A 17684-nucleotide genomic window follows, 5' to 3' on the forward strand; every position below is an offset into this window, starting at 1 on the left:
CGTTTCCCGGCTATTCTCCAGAATCAACGGCCCTCCCATTCCGGGCCTTTCCGTTTTCTTACGCCCGCTCATTTTCCGGAACGGAAGAGGAAACATTCAAGGTGCACTGGCGTACGTAGTCATACACCTTCGCGTCGCTGTCTCCTGCGGCCCAAACCACCCGCAAGAAGTCGGCTGGATGAATGTTTCCGTGGTCCCGGAAGAAGCGGCGGTCATTCTCGCAGCAGTAAATGACGTCATTCCCCATGGAACCGACGAGCTTGGCCCGCGCCTTGGCGATCAGGCGCGGAAGGTAGGGAAGGCCGCTGAGTTCGTCGCCGAACCCCGGCAAATCGTACCCGATCACAGGTTTCCCCTGGTAAAACTGCCCGTGCTGGACGGTCAGGAAGAAGTCCCGGCGCGCCGCAGCCATCAGCAGAACCGTGGTGGGGGAAGGTTCTCCCGTGCGGGCATAGGTTTCTACAAAATCAAACAATTCCCGCGTGCGGCAACCAATGGAAGACAGAAAGATAATTTCCTGATCCGTAAAAAAGCCGTCCACATTCCTGTGGCCTTCATGGTAGCGCCCCACCGCTTCGCGGAAAAGGTCGTAAAACGTATCGTTCCAATCTTCCTCCATCATCGGCCCGGCGATTTGTGTTTGCGCTTAAAGTTAAGCATCATGATCTGCTTGGTCAGATTGGCTTCAAAGCGGGCCTGTTCCTCGCGGGACATTTCCGAACGCGTCTTGAGCACCTCCTGCGCTTCCTGAATGGCCCGCTCCACGCTGCCTTCATCAATCTGGGAGGAATTGAGCGCGAGGTCGGTTACCATGAGAACCTGGTCGTCATTGACCTGCACAAAGCCGGTGCCCACCACCATGCTTTCCTCCGGGCCGTCCATGGGCTTGTAGCGGAGTTCCCCCGGTTCCAGGGAGGTAATCAGGGCCGTATGATGTTCCAGCACGCCCATCTCCCCGAGGCTGCCGGGCAGATAAACGTACTCTACAGTAGCGGCAACCGCCACTTCATCCGGGGTAATGACTTTGAACTCCATGCTCATGGTTCGGAACGGCGGGAAAAGGGTTATTTGGCTTCCTTGAGAACGTCATCAATGCCGCCGCGCATGAAGAAGGCGTCCTCCGGAACCATGTCCAGCTTGCCTTCCAGGATTTCCTTGAACCCCCGGACGGTTTCCGCCACGGGCACATAGGCTCCGGGAATGCTGGAAAAGACTTCCGCCACATGGAACGGCTGGGTCAGGAAGCGCTGAATCTTGCGGGCGCGGCTCACGATGAGCTTGTCTTCTTCCGAAAGTTCATCCATACCCAGAATGGCGATCATATCCTGAAGGTCCTTGTAGCGCTGCAGCACCATCTGCACGCCACGAGCCACTTCATAATGCTCATTCCCCACAATTTCCGGGGCCAGGGCCTTGGATGTGGAAGACAGCGGTTCCACCGCCGGGAAGAGCCCCTGGGCCGCCAGAGAGCGTTCCAGCACCACCGTGGAGTCCAGGTGGGCGAAGGTAGTGGCCGGGGCCGGGTCCGTCAAGTCGTCCGCAGGAACATACACGGCCTGCATGGAGGTGATGGAACCGTGCTTGGTGGAGGTGATGCGTTCCTGAAGATCCGCCATTTCCTCCGCCAGGTTCGGCTGGTAGCCCACGGCGGACGGCGTGCGGCCCAGCAGGGCGGACACTTCCGACCCCGCCTGGGAGAAACGGAAAATATTGTCAATGAACAGCAGCACGTCCTTATGCTCCTCATCACGGAAGTATTCCGCCATCGTCAGGGCGGACAGGGCCACGCGCAGACGGGCGCCGGGAGGTTCATTCATCTGTCCGTACACCAGCGCCACCTTGGATTCTTCCGGTTTTTCCAGGTTGATGACCCCGGACTCTATCATTTCATTGTACAGGTCGTTCCCTTCACGGGTGCGTTCCCCCACCCCGGCAAAGACGGAGAGGCCGCTGCGCGCCTTGGCAATGTTGTTGATCAACTCCATGATGAGCACGGTTTTGCCTACCCCCGCACCCCCAAAGGCTCCGATTTTGCCGCCTTTCAGGAAGGGGCAGATAAGGTCAATGACCTTGATGCCCGTTTCCAGCACTTCCGTGCTGGTGGATTGTTCGTCCAGCGGCGGAGCGCCGCGGTGGATGCTCTTCATGCCGGCGCAGGAGAGTTCGCCGCGCTCGTCCACAGCTTCCCCCAGCACATTGAAAATACGTCCCAGAACGCACTGCCCCACAGGCACTTCAATAGGGCGCCCCGTATCGCGCACGGGCATCCCCCGCCGCAGACCGTCCGTAGAGCTCATGGCCACGGCGCGGACCCAGCCGTCTCCGATGTGCTGCTGGACTTCCAGAACCAGGGTCTTGCGCCTGCCGTCAACTTCGTAATCCACCTCCAGCGCATTGAGCAGGGCGGGAAGCGTTTCAGCCTGGGAGAAATCCGCATCGACCACAGCGCCGATGATCTGAACGAGAATGCCTGTGTTATTCATCATGGAAAAAACTTGGTGTTGAAATGGAGTGGAGAGAATGTTCTGTTTGAAAGGCGGGTAAAGAAAAGGGAGCCATGTTATTCCATAGCGCGCATGGCTGTGGTGATTTCCAGCAGTTCGTTGGTGATTTGCGTCTGGCGCGCCTTGTTGTAATCCAGGGTGAGGCCGCCGATGATGTTTTTGGCGTTTTCCGTGGCCCCCTTCATGGCGACCATGCGGGCGGAGTGTTCGGACGCCCGGGCCTCCAGCACAATCTGGACCAGCCCGTGGAAAACGTAAAGAGGCAGGATGGTATCCAGCAGAGCGGCGGGGCTGGGTTCCAGCAGAAATTGCTTATGGGCTTCCGCTCCGTCCAGGGAGGAGCCGCCGGCCTTCGCCATGTTCATCAGGGGTTCCGGCTCAATGGGAAGAAGCTGGCGAAAGACAGGCTTCTGAACCATCGTGTTCACAAAACCGGAGAAAGCCACGAAGACGCGCCCATATTCCCCCGCCTTGAACTTTTGTACGATAAAATCAAATACCGGCTTTAGTTCCAGCAGAGAAAGGGGATCCGTCAGGCTCCAGGTGGCCTCCAACCGTTCATTCAATTTGGCGAGCGCCGCATTCAGCTTGCGGCCGATGGTGATATAATGGGCGTTTTCCGGGGCCTGTTCCCGGACCATTTTGATCAGGTTGGCGTTCAGGCCGCCGCAGAGGCCGCGGTCCGTATTCACCAGCAACACCAAATCCGCTCCGCCGTGGGTTTGCATCAGGGGGCTGTTGCTGGTGTCAATTTCATCCTGGAGATGGTAGAGCACTTCCGCCAGGGCGCGGATGTAGGGGCGGCCCTTGACGGCCTGGTCCTGAGCGCGGCGCATTTTGGCGGAAGCCACCATCTGCATCGCCCTGGTGATCTGGGACGTGTTTTTGACGGATTTGATCCGGCGTCTGATATCTCTCAGATTGCCCATGTGTCAGTACTCCCGTAATCGTTAATTCCAGCTGAGCTTGAAGGATTCGATAGCGGCTTTAAGCCCTGCGTCTATTTCCGGCGTCAGGTCTTTTTCCTTCAGGATGCTTTCCAGCAGGTCCGGATGCTGATCCTGCATCACCGCTTCCCACGCGTTCTGGCATTCCTTGATCCTGTCCACCGGTACATCGTCAAAGTACCCTTTCTGCATGGCATACAAGTCAGCGGCCTCCAGCCCCAGGGATTTGGGCTCATACTGGTTCTGCTTAAAGAGCTCCACGATGCGCTGGCCGCGGGCCAGCTTGGCCTTCGTGCTGGAGTCCAGATCTGACCCGAACTGGGCGAACGCCTGCAATTCCGTAAATTGGGCAAGATCCAGCTTAATGGAGCCGGCCAGTTTCTTGATGATTTTCGTCTGGGCGGAGGAACCCACGCGGGAGACGGAAATACCCACGTTGATGGCCGGGCGCACCCCCTGGTAGAACAGGTCCGTTTCCAGGAATATCTGGCCGTCCGTGATGGAAATGACATTCGTAGGAATGTAGGCGGAGACGTCGCCGGCCTGCGTTTCAATAATGGGAAGAGCCGTCAGGGAGCCGCCGCCATGTTCCTTGTTGATGCGCGCGGCGCGTTCCAACAGGCGGCTGTGCAGGTAGAATACGTCCCCCGGATACGCCTCACGGCCGGAGGGGCGGCGCAGAATCAGGGAAATCTGGCGGTAGGCCACGGCATGCTTGGAAAGGTCGTCATAAACGATAAGGGCGTCTTCCCCCTTGTCCATAAAGTATTCTCCCATCGCGCAGCCGGCGTAGGGCGCCAGGTACAGCATGGCGGCGGGATCGGAGGCGGAAGCCGCCACCACGATGGAATATTTCATGGCTCCCGTTTCCTCCAGCTTCGCCACCAGGCGGCTGATGTTGGCGCGCTTCTGGCCGATAGCCACGTAGATATTGTAAAGGGGCTGGTGATCCGGAAGCTTGCCTTCCTCCGCCAGACGGTTCTGTTCCGCCTGGGCAATCATGGTATCCATGGCAATGGCGGTCTTCCCGGTGGCGCGGTCCCCAATGATGAGTTCGCGCTGGCCGCGGCCGATGGGAATCATGGCGTCAATGGGAAGGATGCCCGTCTGGACGGGAACGGAAACGGACTGGCGGGAGATGATGCCGGAGGCGATTTTTTCCACCGGATAATACGCTTCCGCCTCAATCGGCCCTTTGCCGTCAATAGGCTCTCCCAGCGTGTTCACCACACGGCCCAGCAGGGAACGGCCCACAGGCACGGAAAGAAGGCGGCCGGAGCACTTGACCGTGTCCCCTTCCTTCAACCTGGAATCATCCCCCAGAATCACGGCGCCCACCTCATGCTCTTCCAGGTTCATCGCCAGCCCCATCACCCCGCCGGGGAACTCTATCATTTCATTGAGCATGACGCCGCTCAATCCTTCAATCTTGGCGACGCCGTCCCCCACGGAACGAATGACGCCCACGTTTTCCTGACTGACGGAAGCCGTGGCTTTTTTTATTTCTGCTTCGAGTTCTTGAAGTATGTTGCTCATGGGAAAAAATTCGTTAGTTAATTGGAAAGGGTGCGGGCCACCGCAGCCAGACGGTCGATTCTGGAACGCACGGAACCGTCCCTCACGTCATCCCCTACCTGGATGCGGACACCCGCCAGCAGAGACGGCTCCACCTCCCAGCGGTAGTAGAGGGCGCCGCCATATCTGGCCTCCAGTTTGGCCTGAATCAGGGAACGTTCCTCTTCCGTAAGGGGCACGGCGCTTTGAATAGTGGCTGTACGGCTCTTCACCGCATATTCCACCATGCCGGAAAAAGCCTTCAGCAGAGCAGCATAATTACGGGGCTTGCGTTCCGCAATCTTCCGGGCGATCAAACGCACGCGGTCCTCCGCCACGGCATTCCCGTCCATACAGAGCCGGAACAGTCTGCGGGCGGCATTTTGCGTGTCCTTTCCGATCTTCATAAACGTTTCAGGAATCCAGGCTGTCGATCGCTTCCCGGTTGATTCTCCGCTGGTCTTCTTCCGTCAGCATTTTTCCGGTAACCTGGGCCGCAGCCAGGGCCACCAGCTGGCCAAATTGTTCTTTTAACGCTTCACGCTCTTTCTGCTGTTCCAGTTCCGCAAGCTGCCGGGCTTTTTTTACGATTTCCTCAGCCTTCCGGGAGGCTTCCGCTTCCTGTTCTTCCAACAGGCGGGCGGCGGCAGCCTTGGCGGCGTCTATTTTCTCCTGCCCCTTTTCCCCTGCTTCCACCAGCATTTCATGCGTCTGTTCCTTGACGGAAGCCAGCTGCCGCTCGCTTTCCTCACGCATTTCCTCTCCTTCTTCAATCCGCCGGCGTCTTTTTTCCAGAACGTTCTGGATGGGCTTGAACGCCAGATACCGCAGGATCACCACCATCAGAATGAAAGCGATCAGGTTGGCAACAAAAGGCTCCCAACTCGTTACCCCGAAGGGAGCAAAAGGATTCCAGGCTTGGTCAGCTATGAGATTCAGCATAAGATGAGCGGTTTGAACATGCCGGAAATTTTCCGGACCGGCAGGGGACGGGCGCGCCGCCCCGGAGCGGAAAAGCTCCCTCCGGGGACGGAACTTCCGTTTTATTTCACAAAGATGGAGATCAGGGCCACGCCTTCAATCAGGGCCGCCAGCGTGATGGCAATCACCATAATGGGGGAGGAGGCTCCGGGGTTGCGCCCGGTGGCTTCCGCGGCTTTCGAGCCGATGAGGCCAATGCCGAGGCCGGCGCCGATGGTGACGAGGCCGAAACCTACGTTGCCGGACAATTCGGCCAGGGAGGTCATTGCGATAGGATCGATCATGTTATTGGTATGGTTTATGTTTTTTGTTGAACGTTCCCCCACAGGTCGCCCATGGTCCGGAACGGAAAGTTGGCGGTACGGTTTATGAGGCTTTTCCGGGAGGCGGGCTGTCCGGAACGGGAAGTTCCTTTTCCTCATTTTTGGAGGTATGGCCGTGGGCGTCATCGTCCCCTACCTGAAGTTTCAGGAAAATCGCCGTCAGGAGCAGGAAAACCAGGGCCTGAATGAACCCCACAAGCAGTTCAATCGCCAGAAACGGCAGTACGCACAGGGCGCTGAGCACGGGCCCGAACATGTGAGCCATAGTGTCAATAATCGTCTCCCCGGCGTAAATATTGCCGTAAAGACGGGCTGCCAGCGCAATGGGGCGGATCGTGATGCTCAGGACGTCCACCAGCCCCACAAAGATGAAGATGAACACCAGTACAAATCCCATGAACCCCGGCAGCCTTCCCTTGGGGCCGAACAGATGCATAAAGAAGCCTTTCAGTCCCTGCTCCCGGATAGACCAGTAAAGCCACATCAGCGCATAAAAAATACCCAGGAACATCGTCACGTTCATGTCCGCATTCGCACCGCGGAACAGCGGCACCCCATGGTAAGTGACGGTTCCCACTCCGGGAAGAAGCCCCATGTAATTGCTGACCAGAATAATAGTGAAAATGGTCCCGAAGTACCAGAAGTACTTGCGTGTCAGGCGCGGCCCCAGAAGGGACTTCACAAAGTTATACAGAGTCTCAAAAAAGTATTCCACCGCATTCTGCAAACGGGAAGGCAGGATGCGCATGGAACGGGTGGCGGACCATACGACCACCCCTATCAGAAGAACCGCCAGAAACAGCATCAGCATTGAGTTGGACACCGGGAGCTCAATGCCTCCGGGCAGCGGAATGGAAAACAAATGGGGAGCCGCCTGTTCCAATCCGTGCTCCGCTCCTTCCTCCGCCGCACAGGCGCTGCCGCCCATAACGCCGGACACGGTCAACGCCGCCAACCACAGGAACTGGAAAAATCTGCTCATTGTCTTTCTCTCACCATTACTTGTGCCAACTCCTGTAAATACTGGAAGAGGGAATCCATTCCCTTTATTTGACGGTTCTGATTATGTACTTCCCTCTTTCTTTTGGCAAGCCCAAAACTTGGCGCGCACGCAAATTGTATACATTTGTACATAATTTTAAAGCCCGCCTGGATGACCGTTGTGTCATGAACACAACCTTTTCTCCATCAACAAAAAAGGCTTCCGGGATGAACTCCCGGAAGCCTGCAGGAAAAACTGGGCGGAGGAAGGCCGTTACTTGGCGGCGGGAATAATATGGATGTGGTACACATCCCTGCCGTCCGCGGCCTTGCGCCCCGTGGCATGTACTCCCGTAACATCGGAAGTGATTACATCCAGGGTTTCCACAGTCTTCCGGAGCTTCTTGCTGCCCTCCGCCGCGCTCTTCAGGGCGTCACGGACCGGAACCAGGTTAAGCTGAAATTCGAGAGGGGCTCCCTGCGCCGGAGATTTCACGGATTCCCTGAGGACTTCCAGGCCGAAAGCCTTCGGCATGCTGATTGCCCAGCGGGTGTCGGAAATGCTCACTACCGGGTTCAGATCGGCGCCCAGAGGGCATTGGTAATCGTAGGTAGTGATATCCCCGTCCACAGAAGACTGGGGAGCGGGAAGCTCCGCCATTTTACCCTGGCTGAGCAGGGTGACGACGGTTTTGGCGGCATGAGTCACTTTCTGCCAGGCCTCGCCCAGAGCGGCGCGGTTGTTCACTTCATACGCAGCGGAGAAGCGCGGCGCCGGCACATTCTTGAGCATGGGATTGGGAGCGCCCTGCATGTCCATCATGAATACGCCTGAACCCGTAAGGCCGGAAAGAGCAGTTTTATAAGCCTTCCAGAGCTCTTCAATGGTAGGCCTGGCCATCTGGATCATAGGAGCGGCCATGCGCACCTGATCGCTCACATCATGCTTCGGGTTGGAAATATAGGCATTGCCGTAGTCCCATACAATCTGGGCAAGATTACCGCACAGGGAACAACCCATATCCATCATCTGCGGATTGACCGTGCAGGAGGAATACAGCACTGTGGACGCGCCCGGACGCACGCCGCTCATGGCGGAGGGGGCGTCCAGCTTGTAAAATTCAAGCGGATATGTGCATGCTTCCACATGCACCCCCTGATCCTGCCATGAATAGTAGGAAACGGACGTGGCCTTCCGGGCCAGCTCTTCATACATGCCAAGCATGCTGCCCCTGATGGAATCCAGAGCCGTCATGGAAGGAGCCGGATCGGCAATCTTCCAATCGGCGCCTATTGCCTGCATCACGTCCTTCAACCCGGTGAACATGCCCTTGTAATAGGCCAGATCCATGTTAATAACCCCTTTGACGGAGGCTTTGTCTGCGAAGAGCAGACCGTAGGCCGGATACTGGGACCGGGCATCGGCCATGGAAAAATCAGGACGAGACAGCACGGAGTCCTGGGGAGAAGAGGCTATGCGGACCTGTTTTTCAGGATTGGTGGTTATAAAGCCTACCAGGGTATCCTCCACAAAAGAGACGGCTACATACAGCCTGGATTCATCCAGACGAACGAGCGCCGCCTTGAGGCGGTCCATATTTTCCTGGGAAATGTCCATCTGCCCCTTTGCCTCCTCCAGAAGCTCTTCCAGCTTCGCGCGCACCTTTTTGCAGTCCACTTCCGCCACCTTGCAGGCCAGGCCATTGTAGGTCTTTTCGTACAGGGAAACCATTCCATGCAGCTCCATATCCTCCTGAAGATGGGCGTCCTTCAGGAAAGCTTTGGCCTGGGCCAGGGCTTCCGGCGTCAGTTTGGCGGCAATCATCACGGGCGCCGTCGCAGCCTGGGAAGGGCGTAAATCCATCATCTCAGCCCACTGCGCAATCATCTCGACCCCCTGGCCGCCCATGGCCTCCGCTTCCGCGCCATCGTCATCCCCGCTTCCATCCTTTACTCCCTGGAAAAGCCTGTAAACGGATAAAATTTCCTTCATCTGGTTCAGGCCCATCCTGGTAAAAGAGGACTGCGCGCTATCCAGCCACGGAGCCCATTCGGGGCCCAAGCCGATCATCGCGTCAATGACAGGACTGCTGAAAGAACATTTCCGCTGCACGGGTTCGGGAGCGTCTTCTCCCGGAATGGCTATGGATTCATCGGCCACCTCCCCGGATGAACAGGAACTCCAGGTTTTAACCATGTTCAAATTCTGAACGCTCTTCATGATGCCGGGGATATCGTAAACCCCCGCTACCACCCCCATATCCTTGGGAAAGAGGGCGGCTATTCCGAGGCGTTCGGCACGCTTTGCCACCAGATCGGAAGCAACGGAAGTCAAAGGATCAGGCGAAGCGGCGGAAGTCAGGCCGGCCGTATCCTGGCCGGCCTTGGCGGAAGATGATTTATCATCGTCAGAGCAGGCGGCAAGAGCGCAGGTCAGCGCCAAACAGGGTATGGAGTAGAAATAATGCTTTTTCATTATCTTTAAACGTGGGGTCATGATGTCATCCGACAGGAACGCCGCTCCTTGCGGCAACAGTCTCATCAGCGCACCGTCTTTATTATACAGGCGTTTTCCCGCGAGACGCAAGCACAATGCAAAGCATTAACGCCACTCAGGGCGCGCAGGGCGTTGACGCATGGAGAACCTTTCCGCGCCGCCCCTTTCCGCATCTTCCCGGGATTTTCCGGAAACCACAAAAACGCTCCGGATTTCCCTGAAAAACGGATTAAAGGGGTTCCGCCATGGGAATATCATCCTCCGGCAGGGGAGACTGCGGCGCGGGAGCGTTTACGGGAGTGGAACGGTTGAGATGGCGGGGAATCTGCTGGGGCAGCCCGGGAATGTAATCGGAATCTCCCCGGCGCGGCGTGAGAGGGGCCGCAGAAGGCTCCTCCGACAACGGGGGCGCCGCCGGCCCGGCATGCCCTGAGGAGCCGCCCACCGGGGTTGCCTTGATTTCCGCATCGGAAGAGTCATCCAGATCGGCAGGGATTTCATCAGCCTTGATCGGCTCCATCCCTTCCGGATCATACAACCCGGGGGGCAGGTTGTCCGGCACGACGGCAGGGGCCCCGCTCCGTTCCCGAAGAGCGGCCGCGGCCGTTTCCGGGGTTTCCTCCACCGGTTCCGCCACCGGAATGTCGTCCTTGGGCGGGTCAATAATAGCCTTGATGTCTTTTTTCTCCGTTTCGAAAAACTCCTTGACGATGGGAGCGGCGGCGGCTCCCCCGCCCAGCCGTTCGTGGGCGCGACCTTCATACAGCACCACATAGGCAAAGCGCGGATTGTCGCAGGGCATGAAACCGGCAAACCACGCCAGACGCTTGTCTTCCCGTTCCGGCCCCCATTGGGCCGTTCCTGATTTGCCGGCGATACTGGAATAGGACAGGCGCGCACGCCCCCCCGTACCGGCTTCAACCACTTCCCTCATCCCCTTGCGCACGCTGGACAGAGCACGCTCATAAGCAGGCAGCGGGCGCTGAACTTCCTGGGGCTTGGGCGCGTAAACGACATTGGCGTTGCCGTCCTGAATCTGCTTGATGAGCTGAAGCCTGGGCAGATACCCGTTTGCCACGCCGGACATCATGTGCGCCACCTGGAGGGGCGTCACCAGCAGCGTTCCCTGGCCGATGGACAAATTGGCGGCGTCTCCGGACATAAAATCGCGCTTGTAATTGCGGATCATATAATCACTGGTTGGAACCAGGCCGGGATCGTCCGGAATGGGCAGGCCGGTCCGTTCTCCCAGGCCGAAGGCGCGGGCCGTATCCATCAGGGTTTCCGCACCCAGCTTCAGGCCCATCTGATACATGAACGGGTTGTTGGACATCGCCAAAGCGCGGACGCAGTTGACATCCCCCAGGGGAGTCTTGCTCCAGTTTTTGAAAACGTGGTTGCCGATCGTCACGGAAGCCGGGCAATAAACGAGCGTATTTTCCGTGATTTTGTTGTTCCTCAAGGCACTGGCTACCGTCAGGACTTTAAATGTGGAAGCGGGAGGATAACGGCCCTGGAAAGCACGGGCGCCCAGAGGACCGGCAGGATCATTGCGCAGGGCGTCGTAATCCTTCTGGGATATGTTTGGAATGAACATGTTCGGGTCATAGGACGGAGTGGACGCCATCACCAGAACTTCACCCGTCACGCAGTCCAGCACCACCATGGCGCCGCGCCTCTTGCCGCGGGAAAGGATGCGTTCCGCATCCTTCTGCCATTTCAGGTTGAGGGTGGTGACGACAGCTCCGCCGGGCTTGGGGCGTATTTGCAGTTCATCCAGAATTTTGTTGCCGTCTTCATCAAACATCAAACGCCATACGCCGGGCGTTCCGGTCAGATTCTTGTTGAATTCCTTTTCCAGCCCCGCACGGCCTTCCACCTGTTCCCACAGCGGGTCCATGTGGTTGATGGGGCCGGTTGGCAGTTTTCCCTTGGATCCCACATAGCCGATGATATGGCCGGCGATTTCCTTCTCCGGATAGGAACGGATGTAAATGGGCAACAGTTGAAGCCCGCGCACGCTTTTCACCTTGTCCTTCAGCTTTTCCGCTTCTTCCGCACGAATGACGTTCGTGAGCGGAAGAGGCAGCCAGCGGCGGTGCTCATAATGTTTCCAGAGCTGTTCGTCGGAAAAAGACCACGCCTTTCCGGCAATTTTTTTGGCCTGTTCCAAACAGTTGCGCCCGAATTCCACCACGCGGGAACGGTCGGGGTTTTCAAAAATTTCAAACCGCAAAGCCAACTGGTAGGCTACGGAAGTCACGGCCAGCGGTTCCCCGTTGCGGTCCAGAATGGGGCCGCGCGGCGCGGGAATCAGCAAAGCCATGGTCCTGGCGGAAGGGCGCGTGCTGGTGTGCGCTTCCCGCGCGGCGTCCAACCGTCCCCCTCCGAGGGAAGGAATCAGGGACAGGGAATCCAAGCCATTCTGTTCCTTTTCCGTTTCCCCGGGCATCTCCGGAGCGGCGGCCACGCCTTCCCGTTCTCCGGAGGCCGTATCGGAATCCTTTTTCCTGTCTCCCAGGTCAACCGTTTCCACAGCGTCATCCTCTCCGCGCTGCTCCACCGCGGCCTGGCGCACGCCCCCTCCGGAAGATGAACGGCGCGGGGAGGACTGGCCCCAGGCCGTATCCGCCGTCCACGCGACCAACCCGGCCAACAATACCAGGGAACGTATCAGAACCTTTATTTTCATCAGTTTGCAGGAGTGTGGCAAATATACCGCAAGGAATCAACGATTATTCGCGCTCACGCTTATTCCTGAACGATGACGGTTGTTCCCAGGCCGCATTTGTCAAACAGGATGCGGCACGCCTCTACCGGAACCCGGATGCACCCATGGGAGTTGGCGTCCCGGTACACGGTGCCCACATGCAGCCCTATGCCGCCATGAATGCGCATCCACAGCGGCATTTTGGCGCCGATGAATTTACCGCCGGACGGCACGCGGGAAGAAGAGGTAGCGTCCGAATTTACGCACAGGCCGCTTGCGTCAAACACGCTGCCGTAAGACCGGGAACGGTAGTCCGCATCTTTTTGAATGATGGAAAACTTGCCGCGCGGCGTTTCATGGGCGGATTTGCCCGTGCAAACGGGAAAGTCCATGGCCGGCTTGCCATCAACCCACAACACGCCCCGCTGATCCTTCAGATGAATGACGATTTTGCTGTTCCGCGTCCGCGCCTGCTGGATACGTTCGTCATGATACCAGATATCGCGCGTGAAGCGGTACTGGGAGTCCGCGACAAAAGCTTCATAGGAAGACGCATACCTGCCGTCTTTCATCAACGGCTTTCCATGAGGCGTCCTGGGGGTAGAGGAACAAGCGGACAAAAACAGGGAGACACACAGAAAAAAAAGAAAAGCGGGAAGGGTGTGCGGCATGCGGCCTGCTTTACCTCCTTCCCCCGTGGAAATCAAGCACGATTCCCCTTCGTCCCGCCATGTTAGGCGGAAACATGATAGAAACTCCTTTTTTATCCGTATGATGCTTTTGTATGCCCGATTCCTCTTCCGTCTCCGCCCGTTCTCCCCGCCTGCACTCCCTGGACGCCCTGCGCGGACTGGACATGCTCATTATCCTGGGCCTGGACGCCCTGGTTCTGCTTCTGGCTTCCAGAAATCCGGAAAGCTCTTTTCTTCAGGAAGCCGCACGCCAGATGACGCATGCCCGCTGGGAAGGATTGCACCTGTATGATCTGGTATTCCCCGTCTTCGTCTTCATTTCCGGCGTTTCCATGTCCTTTTCCCTGGGGAAATACACCAGCGGAAACGCTTCCTCCGCCCCCGGGCTTCTCCATCTCTGGAAACGGGCTCTCGTCCTGGCTTTTCTGGGGCTCCTGGTCAACGGAACGCTTACCTGGACGGACAGCATGCGTTACGCCTCCGTTCTGGGGCTGATCGGTTTTTCCTGCGCCATTGCGGGAACCTGCATCCTGCTGTGCCGCCGGACGGGGGCCATTGCCTCAGCGGCGGGGGCCATCCTGGCCCTCATTACCCTGCTCCAGTTCACCTGCGGCAACTTCACGCCGGACGGCTCCGTCAACTCATGGGTAGACAGGCACTGGCTCCCCGGGCGTCTGCATGGGGGAGTTTTCGACCCGGAGGGACCGCTTTGCGTCGTCTCCGCCTCCGTCCTGTGTCTGGGAGGATGGCTGGCCGGGAAATTGTTGAAGGAAAGTCGGCTCTCTCCCGCGCGCCTCTGCTCGGCAATGGCAGGGGCGGGCCTTCTCCTTTTCTGCGCCGCCAGGATGCTGGACGGCCTCTACCCCATCATTAAAAGCATGTGGACAGGCACTTTCGTCCTGGCCGCCGCCGGCATCTCCCTGACGCTCCTTTCCCTGTTTCATCTGGCCGTCGATGTGTGGAACAAAGGGAAATGGGCCCTGTGGGCGTTTCCCCTCCGCGTTATCGGCATCAACGCCCTGACCGCCTACCTCATCAACTCCCTGCTCAACATTCATGCACTCAACCGGCGCGTCTTCAGCGGCATAGCAGATTTTTTCACACCTTTCCAACCCGTCTTCCTGGCTGTATCCCTGCTGGTGCTGCAATGGCTCGTCTTGTACTTCCTTGACAAGCGCCGCGCTTCCCTCGCCCCAAAAGCGGCCAAGTAACCGGGCGGCGGAACTCCCGGCCATGGCTGCCGGTGTTCTCTGAAAAAACGAAATTCCCCTGTAAGACGGCCAGCCGACGTTATTTCTTTCCTTCAACGCCCTGAAAAAAGAAATAAAGCGGAAACATTATTTTTTGCTCGTTTCAGGGAAAAGCTCTGCCATCCTTTCCGGAAAGAGGCAAAGCACGTTCCTTCCACAATTCCCCCGGGTTCCCCCGCCCCATTTTCCAACCCTGTGATCATTCCATGAAAGCAATCATGTTCCCGGTTCTTGCTTTGGCGGCCCTGAGCGCCTGGACCGGCGCCGCCCAACCCCGGACATCCGCCATTCCTCCCATACCGGGCAAAAAGGCGTATCGGCTTTCGCTCCCACCCTACCAGGCCTTCTGCTGGTTTTCAGCGGATCGCGGCCGCTGGCCCGGAGACGGAAACCGGGTTCTTCCCTGGTTCGGACGGACATCCCCCGGCAACCTGCTGGACAGCAGACCGAATCCCAGCACCGCCAAACCGGGGGACCATGCCATGTTCGCCCTGTTCCACCTCAAAGACGGCAATTTCATGGCCTTGCTCCCCGTCGCCGCCCCTGATTCCCTCTCCTGGCTGAAACTTGAAAGGGACGGCACATTCCTTGTGGAAGACGGCTCGCTGGGAACTTCCTCCGCCAAACCGCAGACCGTTCTGGCCGTCACCGCCACGGACAGGGATATTTACCGCGCCTGCTCCGCCGCATGGAACAAGGCCCTTTCCCTTCCCTTCATCAAGGGCAGAACCTTTCCACGGGAAAAGAAAATTTACCCGGAACCGTTCAAGTACCTCGGCTGGTGCAGCTGGGAGCAGTACAAAAAGAATATTTCCTCCAATCTGCTTGAAGAAACGGCCAGACAACTGGAAGCCTCCCCCGTTCCCGTCCGGTGGATGCTGGTGGACGACGGATTCCAGACCCAGGAAGACCTTCAACTGGTCAGTTTCCAACCCCGGCAGGACCGATTCCCCCGGGGCTGGCAGCCCCTGATGAAACACAAAAGCCCCAAATTGAAATGGATGGGCCTGTGGCACTGCTATTACGGCCTCTGGAACGGCATTCACCCCAGGCACCGTCTGGACGGCGATACCGCCCGCGGGCTGGTCCGTACCGCCAAAGGAAGAATCCTCCCCGGTGACGGCCCCGGAGGAGCCGGCGCGTTTTATACCCCTTTTCTCCAATCCGTCAAAAATGCCGGGTTCGATTTCGTGAAAATTGATGTGCAGGCGGAATACCTGAAACATGCGGACGGCCTGGACAACCCGGTCCGCCACAATACCAGGTGTTCGGAAGCCCTGGAACAGGCCTGCCGGGAAACCGGCCTCAGCCTGGTCAACTGCATGGCGCAGGGCACCGTCAACATTCAGAACACGCGTTACAGCGCGGTCACCCGGTGCAGCATTGACTACAAGCTGGGAGACGAAGCCATGGCCAAATCCCACCTCCTCCAGTCCTACGCCAATACGCTCTGGCTGGGACAGACCGTGTGGCCGGACCATGACATGTTCCATTCCACAGACCCCGCCTGCGCCCGCCTCATGGCCGCATCCAAAGCCATTTCAGGCGGTCCTGTCTATCTTTCAGACCCGGCAGACAAACTTAACCCGGAAAACATCATGCCTCTCGTCTGGTCGGACGGCCTTCTGCTGCGCCCGCTGGTGCCCGCCGTTCCCCTGCCGGACTCCGTTTTTCTGGATGCCCTGAACGAGAACCGCCTGTACCGGGTAATCGCCCCTCTCCCCGGTCAAAGCGCCGCCGTGGCGGTGTACAACCTCAAACACCCTTCCCCGGCGGAACCGGTGCGGGGGAAAATTTCCCTGGAGGACTATAAAAGCGCGGCGGCCCTGCTGAACGGCAACGCGGCGGAAGCGTATGCCTCTCTCCCGCCGGAGGGCATCGCCGCCTATTCCGCAGAGGGAGGCCGCGCGCTGACTCCGGCACAGCCGGACCTGGACGTGGAGCTGACGGGATTCAAGGACCGCCTGTTCATCATGGTCCCTATCGTCCAAGGCTGGGCCGTCATCGGCAGGAGGGACAAATTTCTCTCTCCCTGCTCTCTGGATTCCTCTCCCGGGTACAGGGAAAACAGCCTCCGCTTCCGCGTGAAGGAATCCGGGCCGGTCGTCATCTGGCGGGGGAAAGGTCCTGTCAAAGCGGGGAACACGCCCGTGAAAAACCTGGGGAACGGGTTTTATGAATTGCAATTCCCCGTCTCCAACCGCCCCCTGGACGTCACTGTAACAACGGAATAATTCCGCACATTTCCTCTCATTTTTTCCTGCTTCATTTTCCATGAACCCGCTGCATCCCCTCCTTGCTTTCTCCCTGTTGCTCCCGCTCTGCCGGCATTCCATGGCCTCCGACGCGGTTCCGGCCGCCATTTCCGCGCCGAAGCCTGAGACTCCCAGGCAGGCGATAGAACAATTCCTGGGGCTTACCGCCATCTGGATGCTGGAAATGGAATGGACCCACGCTTATGCCAATAAAACGCCCAAAGCGGAGGATTTCCGGAATGCCATGCTGGCAGCGGGCCTTCAGCAATGCCCCGCGGACTTCCGGGAGGCATGGCTCCGGCAAACGGCCAAACCGGGCCGCAATTACGCAGCTCCCGTCCTGCGCAAGTACGGCGTCAGCCTGAAAGATCTCAGGGAAAGGCTCCAGGGCAAACTATTCAAAATCAACCCACGGGTGCATCCTCCCATCCCCCTTTACGACGAAGGGGAACAAATCCCACGCATGGACCCGCGCACATGCGGAGACCCCGGGGCTATCCTGGAAGCCCTGGCCGCCCTGCGCGCCCAGATTATGGGCCTCACCCCGGCCCAGCTGTCCCAGGCCAGACAGTCCATTGAACGGGTTATGCTGGAATTCACGCTGGCCTACATGGAAACCGCCATCTGCATGGGCACTGCGGGCATCCGGGAAAGCCAGGTCAGGGAACTGTTCGCCCCCATCAGAACAGAGGGATGCCCGGAAGACTTCCGGCGCGCCTGGCAGCACGATCTGCCTTTCTTTCTCAAAGGCCGCTTCACGGGGCCGGAACTGACTCTCTCCGCCGTCTGCAAAAAATACGGAGCCAACGAGCAGGAACTCTTACTCAAGGTAAGACGGAAAATGAAAGAATGGGATATCCAGCCGCCTACTCCGCAGACTCAGGACGCTTTCCGCCGGGACATGCAGGAAATCCGGGAAAACATGCTGGGAGGGAGATAGAAAACAGCCTTTCCGCATGCAGCGCCTTTCGGGAGCCTTCCCGGACATCA

General features: G+C 58.2%; 15 protein-coding genes. 3 read left to right on the top strand and 12 right to left on the bottom strand.

The features are described 5' to 3' along the window. Positions 1–58: 58 nt before the first annotated feature. The 12 genes from O4G22_RS02760 to O4G22_RS02815 all read right to left on the bottom strand — a co-directional run bounded on the left by O4G22_RS02760 (position 59) and on the right by O4G22_RS02815 (position 13069). Positions 59–622, bottom strand: a complete 564-nt coding sequence (locus O4G22_RS02760; protein WP_306702103.1) for a DUF5069 domain-containing protein — start codon at positions 620–622, stop codon at positions 59–61. After that, complete coding sequence (gene atpC / locus O4G22_RS02765) at positions 619–1041, bottom strand: ATP synthase F1 subunit epsilon (protein ID WP_290489635.1); 423 nt, start codon at positions 1039–1041, stop codon at positions 619–621. The genes O4G22_RS02760 and atpC overlap by 4 nt, the downstream gene beginning before the upstream one ends. A gap of 23 nt (positions 1042–1064) precedes the next feature. After that, positions 1065–2483: a F0F1 ATP synthase subunit beta gene (gene atpD / locus O4G22_RS02770; RefSeq protein ID WP_094136993.1), complete on the bottom strand. Its 1419-nt coding sequence runs from the start codon at positions 2481–2483 to the stop codon at positions 1065–1067. 77 nt (positions 2484–2560) lie between these two features. Then, positions 2561–3433, bottom strand: a complete 873-nt coding sequence (atpG, locus tag O4G22_RS02775; protein ID WP_290489633.1) for an ATP synthase F1 subunit gamma — start codon at positions 3431–3433, stop codon at positions 2561–2563. 21 nt (positions 3434–3454) lie between these two features. Next, on the bottom strand, positions 3455–4987 hold the full coding sequence (gene atpA, locus O4G22_RS02780; protein ID WP_295977468.1) for a F0F1 ATP synthase subunit alpha: 1533 nt from the start codon (positions 4985–4987) through the stop codon (positions 3455–3457). 17 nt (positions 4988–5004) lie between these two features. Then, positions 5005–5412 carry a F0F1 ATP synthase subunit delta gene (locus O4G22_RS02785; RefSeq protein ID WP_290489631.1) on the bottom strand — a complete coding sequence of 136 codons (408 nt, stop codon included), beginning with the start codon at positions 5410–5412 and terminating at the stop codon, positions 5005–5007. A 7-nt stretch (positions 5413–5419) separates the two neighbouring features. Further along, positions 5420–5947, bottom strand: coding sequence for an ATP synthase F0 subunit B (locus tag O4G22_RS02790; RefSeq protein ID WP_297667338.1), 528 nt, complete (start codon positions 5945–5947; stop codon positions 5420–5422). Between the two features lie 101 nt (positions 5948–6048). Then, on the bottom strand, positions 6049–6270 hold the full coding sequence (locus O4G22_RS02795; protein ID WP_022198527.1) for a h+transporting two-sector ATPase C subunit: 222 nt from the start codon (positions 6268–6270) through the stop codon (positions 6049–6051). 82 nt (positions 6271–6352) lie between these two features. Then, positions 6353–7291, bottom strand: a complete 939-nt coding sequence (gene atpB, locus O4G22_RS02800; protein ID WP_290489629.1) for a F0F1 ATP synthase subunit A — start codon at positions 7289–7291, stop codon at positions 6353–6355. Between the two features lie 273 nt (positions 7292–7564). Next, a complete protein-coding gene (locus O4G22_RS02805) occupies positions 7565–9766 on the bottom strand; it encodes a hypothetical protein (protein WP_306702104.1) in 2202 nt (733 codons plus the stop codon). Between the two features lie 250 nt (positions 9767–10016). Next, positions 10017–12479 carry a penicillin-binding transpeptidase domain-containing protein gene (locus O4G22_RS02810; RefSeq protein WP_306702105.1) on the bottom strand — a complete coding sequence of 821 codons (2463 nt, stop codon included), beginning with the start codon at positions 12477–12479 and terminating at the stop codon, positions 10017–10019. Positions 12480–12538: 59 nt separating this feature from the next. Beyond that, a complete protein-coding gene (locus tag O4G22_RS02815; RefSeq protein WP_179218479.1) occupies positions 12539–13069 on the bottom strand; it encodes a L,D-transpeptidase in 531 nt (176 codons plus the stop codon). Between the two features lie 212 nt (positions 13070–13281). Here O4G22_RS02815 and O4G22_RS02820 point away from each other — a divergent pair, with 212 nt between their 5' ends. The 3 genes from O4G22_RS02820 to O4G22_RS02830 all read left to right on the top strand — a co-directional run bounded on the left by O4G22_RS02820 (position 13282) and on the right by O4G22_RS02830 (position 17634). After that, entirely contained in the window at positions 13282–14400 is a 1119-nt protein-coding gene (locus O4G22_RS02820; protein WP_306702106.1) for an acyltransferase family protein, read from the top strand. Positions 14401–14645: 245 nt separating this feature from the next. After that, a complete protein-coding gene (locus O4G22_RS02825; protein ID WP_306702107.1) occupies positions 14646–16673 on the top strand; it encodes a Sip1-related alpha-galactosidase in 2028 nt (675 codons plus the stop codon). A 40-nt stretch (positions 16674–16713) separates the two neighbouring features. Beyond that, positions 16714–17634 carry a hypothetical protein gene (locus tag O4G22_RS02830; protein WP_306702108.1) on the top strand — a complete coding sequence of 307 codons (921 nt, stop codon included), beginning with the start codon at positions 16714–16716 and terminating at the stop codon, positions 17632–17634. The last annotated feature ends 50 nt before the right edge of the window (positions 17635–17684 follow it).

This window comes from Akkermansia muciniphila (assembly GCF_030848305.1).
In the GTDB taxonomy this organism is placed as follows: domain Bacteria; phylum Verrucomicrobiota; class Verrucomicrobiia; order Verrucomicrobiales; family Akkermansiaceae; genus Akkermansia; species Akkermansia muciniphila_A.

Excerpts from the sequence above, each read along its gene's own strand:
- O4G22_RS02760 (WP_306702103.1), bottom strand. The coding sequence starts at position 622 with ATGATGGAGGAAGATTGGAACGATACGTTTTACGACCTTTTCCGCGAA.
- atpC (WP_290489635.1), bottom strand. The coding sequence starts at position 1,041 with ATGAGCATGGAGTTCAAAGTCATTACCCCGGATGAAGTGGCGGTTGCC.
- atpD (WP_094136993.1), bottom strand. The coding sequence starts at position 2,483 with ATGAATAACACAGGCATTCTCGTTCAGATCATCGGCGCTGTGGTCGAT.
- atpG (WP_290489633.1), bottom strand. The coding sequence starts at position 3,433 with ATGGGCAATCTGAGAGATATCAGACGCCGGATCAAATCCGTCAAAAAC.
- atpA (WP_295977468.1), bottom strand. The coding sequence starts at position 4,987 with ATGAGCAACATACTTCAAGAACTCGAAGCAGAAATAAAAAAAGCCACG.
- O4G22_RS02785 (WP_290489631.1), bottom strand. The coding sequence starts at position 5,412 with ATGAAGATCGGAAAGGACACGCAAAATGCCGCCCGCAGACTGTTCCGG.
- O4G22_RS02790 (WP_297667338.1), bottom strand. The coding sequence starts at position 5,947 with ATGCTGAATCTCATAGCTGACCAAGCCTGGAATCCTTTTGCTCCCTTC.
- O4G22_RS02795 (WP_022198527.1), bottom strand. The coding sequence starts at position 6,270 with ATGATCGATCCTATCGCAATGACCTCCCTGGCCGAATTGTCCGGCAAC.
- atpB (WP_290489629.1), bottom strand. The coding sequence starts at position 7,291 with ATGAGCAGATTTTTCCAGTTCCTGTGGTTGGCGGCGTTGACCGTGTCC.
- O4G22_RS02805 (WP_306702104.1), bottom strand. The coding sequence starts at position 9,766 with ATGAAAAAGCATTATTTCTACTCCATACCCTGTTTGGCGCTGACCTGC.
- O4G22_RS02810 (WP_306702105.1), bottom strand. The coding sequence starts at position 12,479 with ATGAAAATAAAGGTTCTGATACGTTCCCTGGTATTGTTGGCCGGGTTG.
- O4G22_RS02815 (WP_179218479.1), bottom strand. The coding sequence starts at position 13,069 with ATGAAAGACGGCAGGTATGCGTCTTCCTATGAAGCTTTTGTCGCGGAC.
- O4G22_RS02820 (WP_306702106.1), top strand. The coding sequence starts at position 13,282 with ATGCCCGATTCCTCTTCCGTCTCCGCCCGTTCTCCCCGCCTGCACTCC.
- O4G22_RS02825 (WP_306702107.1), top strand. The coding sequence starts at position 14,646 with ATGAAAGCAATCATGTTCCCGGTTCTTGCTTTGGCGGCCCTGAGCGCC.
- O4G22_RS02830 (WP_306702108.1), top strand. The coding sequence starts at position 16,714 with ATGAACCCGCTGCATCCCCTCCTTGCTTTCTCCCTGTTGCTCCCGCTC.